The following is a 14469-nucleotide window of genomic DNA, read 5'->3' as shown; positions in this document are numbered from 1 at the left end:
GTGTCCCTCAGCCCGCCGGGTGGATCTCGGCCAGGTGCATTTCGTCGCCGCTCGCCGAGTTCGGCTTGTACGACACGTCGGGCGCCAGCGCGATGATGCCCTTCATGTGCGCGAGCACCGCGTCCCGCACGACCTTGTCGCTCTGGTATGCGAGGGCGTCGGCGAAGCCGGCCTGGCGGTCGCGGCCGGCTTCGCGCCCGGCCCGCTGGATCTTCTTGTCGAGGCCGGGGGTGCCGTAGCTGCTCTGCGCGCCTTTGCTGCCGTAGATCTGGTCCATGGTGAACGCGGCGTCGCCGGCCTGGTTGCCGTGCTGGGCCTGGAGCAGGGTCGGGCCGGCGTTCTTGGGGAAGGGCCGTAGCAAATACTCCGTCCAGGCGTTCACGTCCAGCATCTTCACTTCCACGTTCAACCCGGCCTCCCGTAGTGCGCTCTGCACCACTTCCATGGCCTCCGCGGCCTTGGGGTAGATGCCGTTGCGGCCGATGATCGTGATCTTGGTGCCCACCGGAACGCCGTCGGCGCGGGCCTTCTTGATCAGCGACTTCGCCCGTTTCATGTCGTAGGGCCAGGCCTTGATGTCCGGGTTGTAGCCGGTGACGCCGTCCGGCACGAGCTGTCCCGCCGGCTTGCCGAGCCCGGCGAAGACGGAGGCGACCAGGCCCTTCTTGTCGATGGCGTAGTTGATGGCCCGGCGCACCCGGAGGTCGTCCAGCGGCGGCTTGCCGGCGTCCATGCGCAGATACGAGGTCTCGTTGTTCGGGTACTCCACGGAGTTGTCGCCTGCTCCGTCGGCCGGCGCCAGGCCCACCGCGACGTCCGCCTCGCCGCTGCTGATCATCGCGGCGCGGACGCTGCCCTCGGCGCGCCAGGTGTACAGGGCCGCCGCGTAGTCGGGGGCCTTGCCCCAGTAGCCCTCGTAGCGGTCGAGGCGCAGGTTGATGCCCTGGTTCCAGGCGTCGACACGGTACGGCCCGGTGCCGACCGGCTCGCGCACCTTGGCGTTGGCGGCGGTGCTCGTCGGCACCATCTCCACGAAGGACAGCCGCAGCGGCAGGATCGGGTCCGGCTCCGCCGTGGTGACCTTGAGCGTCGTGCTGTCGACGGCGGTCGCGGTGAGCTCGCTGTCGCCGAAGACATAGCCGTCGACGTTGCACTCGATGCGGGAGTCGATCGTCCGGTCGATGGAGAAGGCCGCGTCCTTCGCGCTGAAGGCCGTGCCGTCGTGGAAGGTGACGCCCTTGCGGAGGGCGAAGCGCCAGGTGGTCGGCGAGGTCTGCTTCCACCCGGTGGCGAGCTTGGGCTCAAGTCCGCCGGTCTTCGGCACCCGTTCGGCGAGCGGCTCGGTGATGTTGGAGCGTACGACGCGGCCGGTGGCGGTGAGCGAGGCGTCGCACGGCTCCAGGGTGGGCGGCTCCTCGGGCAGTACGACCTGAACGGCGTCGGCGCCGGCGGCCGATCCGGAGTTGGCGACCGTGCATCCGCTCGTCAGCAGCAGCACACCCGCGGCGGCGAGCGCGGCGGCACGCCGGCCCGGTGGACCGGTGGCCACGGGTGGTCGGCGGAGAGGGGGTTTCATCGTTCCTCGTTCCTCCTTGAGCGCGGGGGGGCACGTGCGGGTGGGTCGCGTACGCGGCGGAAGTGGCCGCCGCGGGCGGGCGCCTCAGCCCGCGATGCCGTCCACGGCGGTGTGGCCGCGCTCGATCAGGGCGGCCAGTTCGGCCATGTGTTCCGGCGTCACTTCCGCCAGCGGTGGCCGCACCGGGCCTGCCGGCCGGCCCTGGGCCTCCAGGCCCGCCTTGACCAGGGAGACCGCGTAGCCGTTGGTGGTGTGCCGCAGCCGGGTCAGCGGCACGTAGAACTCGCGCAACAGGGTCTGCTGGACGGCGTCGTCGCCGCGCGTGAAGGCGTCGTAGAAGGCGCGGGCGATGGCCGGGGCGAAGGCGAGGGTGGCCGAGGAGTAGGCGCGGGCACCGACGGCGGCGTAGGCGGGGGCGAAGGTCTCCGCCGTGGGCATGCCGTTGAGGAGCGTCAGCTCGCCTCCCGTGGCGGTGTGGATGCGCTGCAACAGCTCCACGTCGCCGTGCCCGTCCTTGAAGGCCACCACCTGTTCGAGCCCGGCCAGCTCCGCCACCGCCTCCGGGGTGAACACGGCGGTCGAGCGCTGGTACGGGATGAGGGGGAGCCGGGTGGCGGCGGCGATCTGCCGGTAGTGCGCGACGAGCCCTGCGGGCGGGCCGACTTGCAGGTACGGCGGGAGGATCAGCGCTCCGTCGGCCCCGGCGCGCTCGGCGGAGCGGACGAACTCGACGGCGAGCCTCGTGCCGCCGCCGGCACCGGCGTAGACGGGCACCTCGCCGGCCACGTGGGAGACCGCGGTGCGTACGAGCTCGTGGTGTTCGCCCACGGTCAGTGAGGCGAACTCGCCGGTGCCGCAGGCGACGAACAAGGCGCTGGGCCCGGCCTTGAGCATGTCGGTGAGGTGCTGCTCGAAGCGCGGGAGGTCCAGCTCACCGTCGTCCGGCCGGAAGGGCGTGACGGGGAAGCCGAGCAGCCCGCTGAGGGAGTTCGCCGGGTGTTGCTGGGGGAGCACCATGGAGCCTCTCGTCCATCGTCCACATATGAAGACGCTGTCTATTCTTGTGGACGGAGTAAAAGGCTGGTGAGGCTCGTGCGTCAAGAGATGTGCAGGGGAATTACGTGGCCGCCCCGGCCGGAGCGCCGGACGCACCCGGCGTACACAGCGTGAAATCCGCGGACCGGCTCGACGGCCATGAGATCGCCCCCTCGCGACCTGCCCCCGGCCCCCGAACGAGTGCGCTGCCGTCGGCGGGACTCCGCGGCGCCATGGGACCGTCGCGCGAGAACTGAAACGGGAGCGCTTCAGCGTCGCCCTCTATGTCGATTTGGCGGCGGCCGAAAACGAAGGGAAGGCGTACTGCCGGAGCCGGCGCGTGCCGCCCGGGTCATAATGAACAACCAGACATCGGATGTCTGGGCGGTTCATGCGAGGCTGAAGACCCTGGGGCTCAAGGAGGCGGCGTGGCGGTTACCGATGAGGCGATCGAGAAGATCAAGGGGATGATCGTCTCGGGAGCGCTGCGCCCCGGCGACCGGCTGCCCAAGGAGAGCGAACTGGCCACCGAGCTGGGTCTGTCCCGCAACTCCCTGCGGGAGGCGGTGCGCGCGCTCTCCCTGATCCGCATCCTCGATGTGCGCCAGGGCGACGGCACCTATGTGACCAGCCTGGACCCACAACTGCTGCTGGAGGCCATGAGCTTCGTGGTGGACTTCCACCGCGACGACACGGTGCTGGAGTTCCTGGCGGTACGCCGCATCCTGGAGCCCGCGGCCACGGCGATGGCCGGCTCGCGCATCGCCGAGGACGAGCTGGACGCGCTGGAGTCCCAGCTGGAGGCACTGGGCGCCGAGCCGTCCGTGGAGGAACTGGTCACCGCCGACCTGGAGTTCCACCGCCGCATCGTGGCCGCCTCGGGCAACTCCGTGCTGTGCTCCTTGCTGGACGGCCTCTCCGGGCCGACGACCAGGGCACGGGTGTGGCGCGGGCTGACCCAGGAGGACGCGGTCAGCCGCACACTGCACGAGCACCGGCAGATCCTGGCGGCCCTGCGCTCCCGGGACACGGAGGCCGCGCGCTCCTGGTCGACGGTGCACATCGCCAGCGTCGAGCAGTGGCTGCGCTCCACACTGTGATCCCCGCAGCGTCAGCCACCGTGAGCCCCGCCGCGTCAGCGGTGTGAGCCGTTCCGGGGCGGGGGCGATCGCGAGGGAGAGGGCGGGGGCTCAGCGCCCCGCGCGGACGTAGCGGCGGACGGTCAGCGGCGCGAACACCACGAGGAGGACCAACGACCAGGCCAGTGACCCCGCCACAGGGTGCGCGACCGGCCAGGCCGCGTCCGGGGGCACGGGCGCGTTGCCGCACAGGTCCCGTACGGCCGCGGTGACGGCGCTGATCGGGTTCCACTCGGCGACCGGGCGCAGCCAGCCCGGCAGCCCCTCGGCGGGGATGTAGGCGTTGGAGAGCATGGGCAACACGAAGGTGACGGCCCCGAGCTGGCCCGCCGCCTCCTCGCTCTTGGTGAGCAGCCCGAGAAAGGCCCCCACCCAGGTGGTGGCGAAGCGGAAGAGGAGCAGCAGTGCGACGGCGCCGGCCGCCTCCAGGGCGCCGCCCTGGATACGCCAGCCGACCGCGAGCCCCACCAGCAGCAGGGGCACCATCCCGATGCCGGTGGTGACCAGGTCGGCCGCCGCCTGGCCCAGCGGGACCCCGGTACGGCTCATGGGCAGGGTGCGGAAGCGGTCCGTCACACCCCGGTGGGTGTCCTGCGCGGCCTGGAACATCCCGTTCATCAGGCCGCTGGCGGCGGTGGCCGCCAGCAGTCCGGGAACCAGGTAGGAGCGGTACTCCTCGCCGGGCATGGCCAGCGCGCTGCCGAAGACGTAGCCGAAGAACAGCAGCATCATGATCGGCATCGTCTGGGTCAGCATCAGCAGTCCGGGGTTGTGCCGGGTGCGCTGGAGGTGGCGGCCCAGCATGGCCCAGCCGTCCCTGGCCACCGCGGCGGGGCCTGGTGTCAGCGCGTCTGCGGTCTTCATGCGGCGTGCTCCTCACGTCCTGTGCGGGCGGGACCTGTGCGGGCGGGATCTTCGGTGCGGCCCGCACGTTCGGTGCGGCCCGTGCCTTCGGCAGGGGCGGTCAGGCGGAGGAAGACCTCGTCGAGGGTGGGCGGGCGCACGCTCGCGTCGTTCACCGGCACGCCGGCGGCGTCGAGTTCGCGCACCAGCCGGGGCAGGGTCACCTCCGCGCGGGCCGCCGGGACGACCGCGCCGACCGAGCAGCGCTCACGGTCCAGGACGGCTTCGGTGCCGGTGAGCCCGCCGAGCACCACGGCGGCGCCGGGGACGGCGGCCTCCTCGGCGACGACGACCTCGGCGTAGGCGCCCAGCCGGGCCTTGAGTTCGGCGGGAGTCCCGGTGACAGCCGCCCGGCCCCGGTCGATGAGCACGATGTCGTCGGCGAGCTGGTCGGCCTCGTCCAGGTACTGCGTGGTGAGCACGACGGTGGTCCCCTGCACGGCGAGTTCGCGCACGGCGTCCCAGATACGGCGCCGGCTGCCGGGGTCGAGGCCGGTGGTGGGCTCGTCCAGGAACAGCACCCGGGGCCGGGTGACCAGGCTGACGGCCAGGTCGAGGCGGCGGCGCATGCCTCCCGACCAGGTGCCCACGAGCCGGTCGGCGGCGTCGGTCAGCTCGAAGCTCTCCAGCAGTTCGTCGGCGCGCGCGACCCGGGCCGAGCCGCGCAGCCGGTGCAGCCGGGCGAAGAGGCGGAGGTTCTCCCGCCCGGTCAGCTCGGCGTCCACGGAGGCGTCCTGGCCGGTCACGCCGATGTTCCGACGCACGGCGTGCGGCTCTTTCGCCACGTCGTGCCCGGCCACCCGGGCGGTGCCCGCATCGGGGGTCAGCAGGGTCGTCAGCAGTCGCACGGCGGTGGTCTTGCCCGCGCCGTTCGTCCCGAGGACGCCGCAGACGGTGCCTTCGGGAACGGCGAGATCGAGCCCGCGAAGGGCGTGTACGGGGCCGAAGCGCTTCTCCAGCCCCTCACTAAGTACAGCGTACGTAGTATCCATGCACGGCACCATACCTAACTACGTACGACGTACGTAACTAGGATGGTGGGCGAGGTGATGACCGATGCCAGGGCGTTCCGCCGAACCAGGGGTGATCTGGACCCGTCCCGAACGGGCCACCAGAGGGCCCCGCCCCTCCTACAGCAGGGGCGACATCGCCGCGGCCGGCGTGCGTATCGCCGACGCCGAGGGGCTGGAGGCCGTCACCATGCGGCGGGTCGCGGCGGAGCTGGGCTGCGGCACCATGTCGCTCTACAACTACGTGCCGCGCAAGGAGGATCTGCACGAGCTGATGGTCGACGCCGTCACCGGCGAGTACGACCTCTCCCGTCCGCCCGCGACGGACTGGTACGAGGGAATGCTGGATCTGGCCTACCGCACCCGGGAGTTGATGCACCGCCACCCGTGGCAGCCCGGATTGATGCTGACGTCACCGGTGCACGGCTTCAGCCCGAACGGGCTGCGGTTCCTGGAGTACACGCTCATCTGCCTCGACGGGCTCGATCTCCCCTACGGCGCCAAGCTGGAGCTGATCGCCACGGTCAACGGCATGGTCAACACCTTTGTCGCCAACGAGCTGGCCACGGCCGAGCGAACGCGCTCGCTGCCCTGGAGTGCGGAGCGGGAACAGGCCGTGCGCGGCGCGTACCTCGCCCGCGCGGTCGCCGGCGGCGAATACCCGCGCCTGGCCGCGGCCCTGGCCAAGGATTCGGGCCCGGTCGACCCGGACGCCGCGTTCGACCGGGTGGTGCGCCGCCTGCTGGGCTCCTTCACCTCGGGGGCCGCGGAGGCAGAGGCGGAGGCGGCCGGTCAGGGGCGGCCGAGGCCGGCGATGCCGTAGACGCGGGCCGCGTTGCCGCCGAAGACCGCGGCGCGCTGGGCCGCCGTGAGACCCGAGGTGGCCTCCTCGGCGAGCGCCATCACCTCCTCGTAGGTGCCGGCCAGGGTGCACACCGGCCAGTCGGAGCCGAACAGCACCCGATCGGGGCCGAAGGCCTCCAGCACCTGGCGGGCGTAGGGCAGCGCGTCCGTCCTGGTCCAGGTCCTCCAGTCGGCCTCGGTGATCAGGCCGGAGAGCTTGCAGCTCACATTGGGCAGCGCGGCCAGCCGCCCGAGCAGCCCGGCCCACGGCTCCCACTCCCCCGCCGCCACCTTGGGTTTGGCCGCGTGGTCCAGGACGAAGCGCAGCTCGGGCAGCGCCTCGGCGGTCTCCACGGCCGAGGGCAGCTCGCGCGGGGTGACCAGCAGGTCGTAGACGAGTCCGGCACGCGCGACCTCGGCCAGACCGCGCCGCACCTGCGGCCGGGACAGCCAGGCCGGGTCGTCCAGCCCCTCGGCCTGGTGGCGTATCCCGGCCAGCCCGTCCGGGAGCTGGGGCCCGCCGGGTGCGGTGAGGTCGGCCCAGCCGACCACGGCCGCGATCCGGTCCGAGCGCTCTTTGAGGGCGAGCAGTTCGCGGGTCTCCTCGGCCGAGTGACATGCCTGTACGACGACGGTGGCGTCGATCCCGTGCGCCGCCAGGTGCGGGGCGAGGTCCTCCTCCGTCCAGGTGCGGCGCAGCGGGTCGGCCCAGGGGCCGTCCATCCAGGGCAGCGCACGGCGGGAGAGGTCCCACAGGTGGTGGTGCGCGTCGATACGGATCACGTCTTGGGACTCCTCGGCCGGTCGGGACGTCGGGCACGGGTGAGGGCAGCACGGGTGGGACGGGTGGGGCAGGTGGGACGGATGGGGCGGGTGCGGACCGGGCGGCCGGGGTCAGCCGGAGGCGGGCCGGCCCGGCACGGGCAGATCGGCGTCCAGCAGCTCCTCGGCGGTCAGTTCCCGCCACAGCGCGTCCGGGATCTCCAGCCGGGACAGCCGCGCGTTGTCCCGTACCTCCTGCGGCGAGGCGGCGCCGACGACGGCCGAGACCACCGCCGGGTGCCCGAACGGGAAGCGCAGAGCGGCGGCCCGCAGCGGCACCCCGTGCCGCTCGCACACGGCGGCGGCCCGCCGCGCCCGCTCGACCAGCGGCTCGGGCGCCGGCCGGTAGTCGAAGTGCGCGCCGGGACGCGGGTCGGCCAGCAGTCCGGAGTTGTAGACCCCGCCGACGACGACCCTGGTGCCGCGCCGCTCGCACTCCGGCAGCAGGTCGTCGTAGGCCGAGCGGTCCAGGAGCGTCCAGCGGCCCGCGCACAGCACCACGTCCACGTCGAGCCCGCCCACCAGGCGGGCGAGGTGGCCGCTGAAGTTCATGCCGAAGCCGATGTGGCGGACCACCCCCTGCTCACGCAGCTCGGCGAGCGCGGGAAAACCGGTCTCGTACACCTCGGTCAGATGGTCCTCGACGTCGTGCAGATAGACGATGTCGACATGGTCGGTACCGAGGCGCTCCAGGGAGGATTCCAGGGTGCGCAGGATGCCGTCCCGGCTGAAGTCCCACTCGCGGGCCCGCGCGGGGGTGTCCACGAAGCCCTCGGCGGGGGCCTGTTCGCCAGGGGCGAGCGGGCGCAGCCGGCGGCCGGCCTTGGTGGAGAGCGTGTACGTCTCCCGGGGCACCCCGGCCAGGGCCCGCCCGAGGCGCTCCTCGGACAGGCCTACTCCGTAGTGCGGTGCCGTATCGAGGTAGGTGCAGCCCTCCTCCAGCGCGGCGTGGACGACGGCGTGGGCGGTCTCCTCGGTCATGGGGGCGCCGAGATTGCCCAGTTGGGCGCAGCCCAGGCCCAGGCGCGGGAGGTCGGGAGAAGTCACTCGTGGTGCCTCATTCCTGCCGCTCACCGCTGGCGAAGCGCGAGATGATCAGCGCGACGATGATGATCATCCCGTTGAGGAACTGGTTCCACATGGCCGGGACCCCGCCGAGCGTCATGACGTTGACGACGAGCTGGAGGGTCAGCACGCCCGTCAGCGCCCCGAAGACGGTGCCACGTCCGCCGCGCAGCCCGATACCTCCGATGACAGCAGCCGCGAACACCTGGAAGATCCAGCCGTCTCCTTGACTGGCCGAGATCGAGCCGTAGTGCCCGGTGTAGAGCATGCCGGCGAACGCGGCCAGCGTGCCGGCCAGCGCCAGCACGATCCAGGTGATCCGGTCGGTGCGGACCCCGGCGGCGCGCGCGGCCTCGGGGTTGCCGCCGATCGCGTACAGCGCCCGCCCGTGCCGCATGTAGGCCAGCACCAGCCCGGTGAGCGCGTACAGCGCCAGGCACAGCCACACGGCGCCCGGCACCCCCAGCCAGGAGGCGTTGCCCAGGTAGGAGAAGGAGTCGGGGACGTTGACGATGGACTTGCCGTCGGTCAGTCCGACGTGCAGACCGCGCAGCATCGTGAGCATGCCGAGGGTGGCGATGAACCCGTTGACGCGCAGCTTCAGCATCAGGAAGCCGTTGGTGCCGCCGATCACCGCGCCCACCGCGAGACAGAGCGGGATGGCGAGCCAGGTGGGGAAGAGCCCGATGCCGTGGAAGCCCTCACCCTCGGACGGCAGCACCAGCCACATCGCCACGCTGGGCGCGACGGCCAGGGTCGACTCCAGCGACAGGTCCATCCGGCCGCAGATCAGCACCATCGCCAGGCCGAGCACCAGCAGGCCCAGTTCGGTGGACTGCTGGACGACGCCCACGAGGTTGTCGGTGGTGAGGAAGGCGGGCGAGACGATGAAGCCGATCAGCCCGAGCACGAGGATGACCGGCACCAGGGACAGGTCGCGCCAGCGGGCGAAGTCGAGCCTCGGCCGGGCGCGTTCCTCCTGTGCGCGCTCGATGCCGTCGGACAGCTCGCGGGCCGAGGGCTGTGCGGTGTCGGTCATGATGCGTTCCCCTCCGGCGCCTCGGCGCCGCTTTCCTCGGCGCTTTCCTCGGCGCACCCCTCGCCGCTTTCCTCGGCCATGCCTTCCATCGCGGCGACCAGTTCCTGATCGCTCCATCCGGTGCCGTACTCCGCGACGACGCGCCCGTGGAAGAGGGCGAGGACGCGGTCGCACACGCGCAGGTCGTCCAGTTCGTCGGAGATGATCAGCGCGGCACTGCCCTTGTCGGCGACCTCCCGGACGACGCCCAGGAGCGCGTCCTTGGACTTGACGTCCACTCCCGCCGTGGGCCGGATCGCCACCAGCACGGCGGGGTCCCTGGCGATGGCGCGGGCGATGACGACCTTCTGCTGGTTGCCGCCGGACAGGCCGGAGACGGGCTGCTCGGGCCCGGAGGTCTTGATGTCCAGCGAGTCGATCATCCGGCGGGCGAACTCGCGGGTACGGGAGGGCAGCACGGCGCCCCACCTGCCGAGCTGGTCGGTGACGGTGAGCGTGGCGTTCTCCGCGACACTGCGGCCGGGGACCAGCCCCTGGAGGTGGCGGTCCTCGGGCACGTAGCCGATCCCGGCGTCCAGGGCGTGGGGCACGCTGCCGGGGCGCACCTCGCGCTCGCGCACGCTCACGGTGCCGGAGGTCTGCCGGCGCAGGCCCACCAGGGTCTCGCCGATGGCGGTGTTGCCGCTGGCGGTCGCGCCCGCCAGGCCGAGCACCTCGCCGGAGCGCACGGTCAGGTCGACGGGCGCGAACTGCTCGGCCAGCTCCAGCCCCCGGGTGCGCAGCACGGGCCCGGCTCCGGGCGGCGCGGGGGCGGTGCGGCCCATGAAGTCAGGCGCGTGGGCGTCCTCCCCCGCCGTCCCCGCCCCGCCCAGCCGCTCCTCCTGCTCCCCGTCCTCTGCGGTCATGGCGGCGACCAGCTCCCGGCGGGGCAGCCCGGCGACGGGCGCGGTCAGCACGTGTCGCGCGTCGCGGTAGACGGTGACCGTGTCGCACAGCTCGTACACCTCCTGGAGATGGTGCGAGATGAACAAGAACGCCACGCCCTGGGCGCGGAGTTCGCGCAGTTTGGCGAACAGCCGCTCGATACCGCCCGCGTCCAGCTGCGCCGTCGGCTCGTCGAGGATGACCGTACGGGCGCCGAAGGACAGCGCCCTGGCGATCTCCACGAACTGCCGCTGCTCGACGCTCAGGTCCTTGGTGCGGCGCGCCGGGTCCACCTCGACCCCGTACTCGGCCAGCAGGTCGCGGGCGCGGGCGCGCAGCGCGCTCCAGTGGATGCGCCGGCCGCCGGGGAAGCGGTTGAGGAAGAGGTTCTCGGCGACGGTCAGTTCGGGCACGACCATGGAACGCTGGTAGACGCAGGCGACGCGGGAGCGCCAGGCCGCGGTGTCGCCGTAGCCGGGCGCCGGCTCGCCGTGGAAGGAGACCTGGCCCGCTTCGGGTCTGTGCATGCCGGTGAGGACGGACACGAGGGTGGATTTGCCCGCGCCGTTGCGCCCGACCAGCGCGTGGGCCTCGCCCGGCCGTACGGTCAGGCCGACGCCGTCGAGCGCGAGGGTGGCGCCGTAGCGCTTGACGATGCCCTCAGCCTGGACGGCCGGCGGGGCGGATCCGCCAGGCGGGGTGGAGCCGGGGGGCGGGGTGGAGCCGTCGCTGGGGGCCGTCACTTCTTCTTCTCCAGCTGGTTGGCCCACAGCTCCTTGTCGTCGACGTTCTTCTTGGTGACCAGCGGCGCGGGTAGCTGGTCCTCCAGGCCGTTCTTCAGCTTGATGATCTCGGAGTTGTGGTCGGTCGGCCCGGGCTTGAACTTCTTGTCGTCCAGCGCCGCGCGGGCGTATTCGAGCGCGTACTTCGCGTACGAGTCGGCGGGCTGGGAGAGGGTGGCGTCGATGGTGCCCTTGCGTATCGCGTCCAGTTCCTCGGGGATGCCGTCGTTGGAGATGACGGTGATGTGCCCCTTGGCGCCCTGCTTCTTGAGGAGGTCCTTCTGCTTGAGCAGGGCCAGGGTCGGCTGGAGGAAGGCGCCGCCGGCCTGCATGTAGATGCCGTCCAGGTCACGGTGCTGGGCCAGCAGGCTCTGGAGCTTGCCGGAGGCCTCCTTGCCGTCCCAATTGGTGGGCAGCTCGTGGACCTTGATCCTGGGGTACTTCTCCTTCATGCAGGAGGCGAACGCCTCCGACCTGTCGCGACCGTTGATCGAGCTGAGGTCGCCCTGGAGTTCGGCGACCCGCCCCTTGCCGCCGAGTTCCTTCCCCAGGTACTCGCACGACTTGCGGCCGTAGGCACGGTTGTCGGCGCGGACGACCATGTAGACCTTGCCCTTGTCGGGCCGGGTGTCGACGCTGATGACGGGGATGTCCTTCTTCTCCAGCCGCTCCAGCGTGGAGGAGATGGCGCCGGTGTCCTGCGGGGCCATGACCACGGCCTTGGCGCCCTGGTCGGTGAAGGTCTGCACGTTGGCGACGAGCTTGGAGACGTCGTTTTGCGAGTTGGCGAGCGGCAGCGCGGAGACGGTGCCGGCGCCCACGCCCTTCTTGACGTAGCTCTGGTAGGCGGTCCAGAAGTCGGTGTCGGTGCGCGGCAGGTCGATGCCGACCTTGCCCTTGGCCGCGGCCTCGCCGTCGCTGCCGCGGTTGCAGCCCGCGAGCACGGTGACCGCCAGGAGCACCGCGCAGGAGGCGGCGCCGGTGGTGCGGAGAGTGCGCAGTCGCATGGGGTCGTCCTGTCCTCGTGGTGTGTCTCGGCTCTGAGGTGTCGGTACGCGCCCTGGGCGCGCGGGGTCAGTCGGCGGGCTGCGGCGGGCGCAGCCTCAGCCCCTGCATGCCGCCGTCCACCGCGAGCGCCGTGCCGGTGACCGCGGCGGCGCGCGGGCCGGCCAGATAAGCCACGGCGTCGGCCACTTCCTCGGCCCGCACCAGCCGCCCGGTGGGCTGGCGGGCCTCCAGCGCGGCGCGCTCGGCCTCCGGGTCCGGCGCCGCGTCGAGCAGCCGTCCGATCCAGGGGGTGTCGGCGGTGCCGGGGTTGACGCAGTTGACCCGGATCCCCTCGCGCACATGGTCGGCCGCCATGGCGAGGGTGAGGGAGAGGACCGCGCCCTTGCTGGCCGAGTACAGGGCGCGCTGTGGGAGCCCGGCCGTCGCGGCGATGGAGCAGGTGTGGGTGATGGAGACCTCGCCGGGCCGCTCGGCGGCGGTGCGGCGCAGATGGGGCAGCGCGGCGCGGTCGGTGCGTACGAGGCCGAGGACGTTGATGTCGAGGACGCGCTGCCACTCGGCGTCGTCGTTGTCCTCCACGGTGCCGGCGGCGCCTATACCCGCGTTGCCGATCACGGCCTGGAGCCCGCCCAGTTCGTCCGCCGCGCGGTCGACGGCGGCCCGCACCGCCGCGTCGTCGGCGACGTCCGCCTCCAGCGCGAGCACGCCCTCGAGTGCTCCTTCGGTGTCCCGGTCGAGTACGGCCACCCGCGCGCCCCGTTCCATCAGCAGCGCCGCGACGGCGGCCCCGATGCCGGAGGCTCCCCCGGTGACGAGCGCGGGGACGCCCTCGAAGTCGCGTGCGGTGTGCGGAAGCCGGCTCATCAGCGGCCCTCCTGTGCGTCCTGGCCGTCCTGGCCCTGGCGCGGCTGGGCCTGATGCCGCCGCGGGTGCGGGGTGGCTCCGCGCGCACGCCAGACGGCCCCGTCCGGGTAGCGGTGGGCGGTCAGCGACTCGGTCTTCATCCGGGCGGAGAATCCGGGGGCCGTGGGGGTCAGGTAGTGCCCGTCACGGACGACCGCCGGGTCGGTGAAGTGCTCGTGCAGGTGGTCGACGTACTCGATGACGCGGTCCTCCTGGGTGCAGGAGACCGCCACGTAGTCGAACATCGACAGGTGCTGCACCAGTTCGCACAGCCCGACACCGCCCGCGTGCGGGCAGACAGGGACGCCGAACTTCGCGGCGAGCAGCAAGACGGCGAGGTTCTCGTTGACCCCGGCGACCCGCGCGGCGTCGATCTGGACGAAGTCCACCGCCTCCGCCTGGAGGAGCTGTTTGAACACGATGCGGTTGGCGACGTGTTCGCCGGTGGCGACCTTGACCGGCTGGCGGGCCCGTACCTCGGCGTGGCCGAGGATGTCGTCGGGGCTGGTGGGCTCCTCGATCCAGTACGGGTCGAACTCGGCCAGCGCCCTCATCCAGCGCACCGCCTCGTCCCGCTCCCAGCGCTGGTTGGCGTCCACGGCGATGCGCACCCCGGGCCCCACGGCCTCCCGGGCGAGCCGCAGGCGGTGGCGGTCCTGGTCGAGGTCGCCGCCGACCTTCAGCTTGATCTGGGTGAAGCCGTCCGCGACGGCCTGGTGGGAGAGCTTGACGAGCTTCTCGTCCGAGTATCCGAGCCAGCCGGGCGAGGTGGTGTAGGCCGGGAATCCGTGGGCGCGCAGCCGCTCGGCGCGCTCGGCGCGGCCCGGCTCGGCGGCGCGCAGGATGGCGAGCGCCTCTTCGGGGGTGAGGGCGTCGGTCAGATGGCGGAAGTCGACGAGCGCGACGAGTTCCTCGGGGCTGAGCGAGGCCAGATACGCCCACAGGGGCTGCCCGGCCCGCTTGGCCGCAAGGTCCCAGGCCGCGTTGACGACAGCACCGGCGGCCATGTGCATCACGCCCTTCTCGGGCCCGAGCCAGCGAAGCTGCGAGTCGTGGGTCAACTCCCGGTGCAGCCCGCCCAGATCGCCGGTGACGGCCTCCAGCGGGCGGCCCTCGACGTAGGGGCGCAGCGCCTCGATGGCGCCGACGACCACGTCGTTGCCCCTGCCGATGGTGAAGCAGAAGCCGTGTCCCTCGTGCCCGTCGGGCGCGTCGGTGCGCAGGACGACGTAGGCGGCGGAGTAGTCGGGGTCGGGATTCATCGCGTCCGAGCCGTCCAGCTGCTCCGAAGTGGGGAAGCGGACGTCGTGTACCTCGACCCCGGTGACGCTATACATCGGACCTCTGTTCATAGGTCCGATGTATAGCCCTGCCGCGACCGCGACGTCCAGAGGTATGCAGCACCGATCTGGAGGCGTGC

The 14469-nt window shown here is 72.1% G+C and carries 13 protein-coding genes; 2 read left to right on the top strand and 11 right to left on the bottom strand.

What is annotated here, in order from left to right; all coding sequences use genetic code 11:
• Positions 1-7 precede the first annotated feature (7 nt).
• Together OHB04_RS35875 and OHB04_RS35870 are read right to left on the bottom strand one after the other, a co-directional pair.
• Complete coding sequence (locus OHB04_RS35875) at positions 8-1576, bottom strand: ABC transporter substrate-binding protein (protein WP_326691804.1); 1569 nt, start codon at positions 1574-1576, stop codon at positions 8-10.
• Positions 1577-1660: 84 nt separating this feature from the next.
• Positions 1661-2593 carry a 5-dehydro-4-deoxyglucarate dehydratase gene (locus tag OHB04_RS35870; RefSeq protein ID WP_326809094.1) on the bottom strand — a complete coding sequence of 311 codons (933 nt, stop codon included), beginning with the start codon at positions 2591-2593 and terminating at the stop codon, positions 1661-1663.
• Between the two features lie 446 nt (positions 2594-3039).
• Here OHB04_RS35870 and OHB04_RS35865 point away from each other — a divergent pair, with 446 nt between their 5' ends.
• Positions 3040-3711, top strand: coding sequence for a FadR/GntR family transcriptional regulator (locus OHB04_RS35865; protein ID WP_326691802.1), 672 nt, complete (start codon positions 3040-3042; stop codon positions 3709-3711).
• A 90-nt stretch (positions 3712-3801) separates the two neighbouring features.
• Here OHB04_RS35865 and OHB04_RS35860 read toward each other — a convergent pair whose 3' ends face one another.
• Both OHB04_RS35860 and OHB04_RS35855 read right to left on the bottom strand, forming a co-directional pair.
• Positions 3802-4614 (bottom strand): ABC transporter permease, encoded by an 813-nt coding sequence (locus OHB04_RS35860; RefSeq protein ID WP_326809093.1) that lies wholly within the window; start codon positions 4612-4614, stop codon positions 3802-3804.
• Entirely contained in the window at positions 4611-5645 is a 1035-nt protein-coding gene (locus OHB04_RS35855; RefSeq protein ID WP_326691800.1) for an ATP-binding cassette domain-containing protein, read from the bottom strand. The genes OHB04_RS35860 and OHB04_RS35855 overlap by 4 nt, the downstream gene beginning before the upstream one ends.
• Before the next feature lie 64 nt (positions 5646-5709).
• Here OHB04_RS35855 and OHB04_RS35850 point away from each other — a divergent pair, with 64 nt between their 5' ends.
• The gene (locus tag OHB04_RS35850) at positions 5710-6486 is read left to right on the top strand and encodes a TetR/AcrR family transcriptional regulator (protein WP_326691799.1); all 777 of its coding nucleotides are present in this window, start codon (positions 5710-5712) and stop codon (positions 6484-6486) included.
• On the opposite strand, the gene OHB04_RS35845 is transcribed toward OHB04_RS35850, so the two are convergent.
• The 7 genes from OHB04_RS35845 to OHB04_RS35815 all read right to left on the bottom strand — a co-directional run bounded on the left by OHB04_RS35845 (position 6456) and on the right by OHB04_RS35815 (position 14386).
• Positions 6456-7286 carry an amidohydrolase family protein gene (locus tag OHB04_RS35845; RefSeq protein WP_405807235.1) on the bottom strand — a complete coding sequence of 277 codons (831 nt, stop codon included), beginning with the start codon at positions 7284-7286 and terminating at the stop codon, positions 6456-6458. The genes OHB04_RS35850 and OHB04_RS35845 overlap by 31 nt on opposite strands.
• 114 nt (positions 7287-7400) lie before the next feature.
• The gene (locus OHB04_RS35840) at positions 7401-8375 is read right to left on the bottom strand and encodes an aldo/keto reductase (protein WP_326809092.1); all 975 of its coding nucleotides are present in this window, start codon (positions 8373-8375) and stop codon (positions 7401-7403) included.
• A gap of 10 nt (positions 8376-8385) precedes the next feature.
• The gene (locus OHB04_RS35835; RefSeq protein WP_326809091.1) at positions 8386-9432 is read right to left on the bottom strand and encodes an ABC transporter permease; all 1047 of its coding nucleotides are present in this window, start codon (positions 9430-9432) and stop codon (positions 8386-8388) included.
• Positions 9429-11012 (bottom strand): sugar ABC transporter ATP-binding protein, encoded by a 1584-nt coding sequence (locus OHB04_RS35830; RefSeq protein ID WP_326809583.1) that lies wholly within the window; start codon positions 11010-11012, stop codon positions 9429-9431. Before OHB04_RS35830 ends, OHB04_RS35835 begins: the two co-directional genes overlap by 4 nt.
• Before the next feature lie 83 nt (positions 11013-11095).
• Positions 11096-12145, bottom strand: a complete 1050-nt coding sequence (locus OHB04_RS35825; RefSeq protein ID WP_326691795.1) for a sugar ABC transporter substrate-binding protein — start codon at positions 12143-12145, stop codon at positions 11096-11098.
• A 67-nt stretch (positions 12146-12212) separates the two neighbouring features.
• Positions 12213-13010 carry an SDR family NAD(P)-dependent oxidoreductase gene (locus OHB04_RS35820; RefSeq protein WP_326809090.1) on the bottom strand — a complete coding sequence of 266 codons (798 nt, stop codon included), beginning with the start codon at positions 13008-13010 and terminating at the stop codon, positions 12213-12215.
• The gene (locus tag OHB04_RS35815) at positions 13010-14386 is read right to left on the bottom strand and encodes an enolase C-terminal domain-like protein (RefSeq protein WP_326809089.1); all 1377 of its coding nucleotides are present in this window, start codon (positions 14384-14386) and stop codon (positions 13010-13012) included. Before OHB04_RS35815 ends, OHB04_RS35820 begins: the two co-directional genes overlap by 1 nt.
• Positions 14387-14469 lie beyond the last annotated feature (83 nt).

This window comes from Streptomyces sp. NBC_01775 (assembly GCF_035917675.1).
Lineage (GTDB): Bacteria > Actinomycetota > Actinomycetes > Streptomycetales > Streptomycetaceae > Streptomyces.
Note: the sequence above shows the minus strand (reverse complement) of the source record. Positions and strands in the feature narration are given on the sequence as shown.

What these genes read in the sequence shown, in the direction of transcription:
- OHB04_RS35860 (WP_326809093.1), bottom strand. Translation starts at nt 4,614, where the DNA reads ATGAAGACCGCAGACGCGCTGACACCAGGCCCCGCCGCGGTGGCCAGG.
- OHB04_RS35835 (WP_326809091.1), bottom strand. Translation starts at nt 9,432, where the DNA reads ATGACCGACACCGCACAGCCCTCGGCCCGCGAGCTGTCCGACGGCATC.
- OHB04_RS35870 (WP_326809094.1), bottom strand. Translation starts at nt 2,593, where the DNA reads ATGGTGCTCCCCCAGCAACACCCGGCGAACTCCCTCAGCGGGCTGCTC.
- OHB04_RS35850 (WP_326691799.1), top strand. Translation starts at nt 5,710, where the DNA reads ATGCCAGGGCGTTCCGCCGAACCAGGGGTGATCTGGACCCGTCCCGAA.
- OHB04_RS35815 (WP_326809089.1), bottom strand. Translation starts at nt 14,386, where the DNA reads ATGTATAGCGTCACCGGGGTCGAGGTACACGACGTCCGCTTCCCCACT.
- OHB04_RS35875 (WP_326691804.1), bottom strand. Translation starts at nt 1,576, where the DNA reads ATGAAACCCCCTCTCCGCCGACCACCCGTGGCCACCGGTCCACCGGGC.
- OHB04_RS35820 (WP_326809090.1), bottom strand. Translation starts at nt 13,010, where the DNA reads ATGAGCCGGCTTCCGCACACCGCACGCGACTTCGAGGGCGTCCCCGCG.
- OHB04_RS35855 (WP_326691800.1), bottom strand. Translation starts at nt 5,645, where the DNA reads ATGGATACTACGTACGCTGTACTTAGTGAGGGGCTGGAGAAGCGCTTC.
- OHB04_RS35825 (WP_326691795.1), bottom strand. Translation starts at nt 12,145, where the DNA reads ATGCGACTGCGCACTCTCCGCACCACCGGCGCCGCCTCCTGCGCGGTG.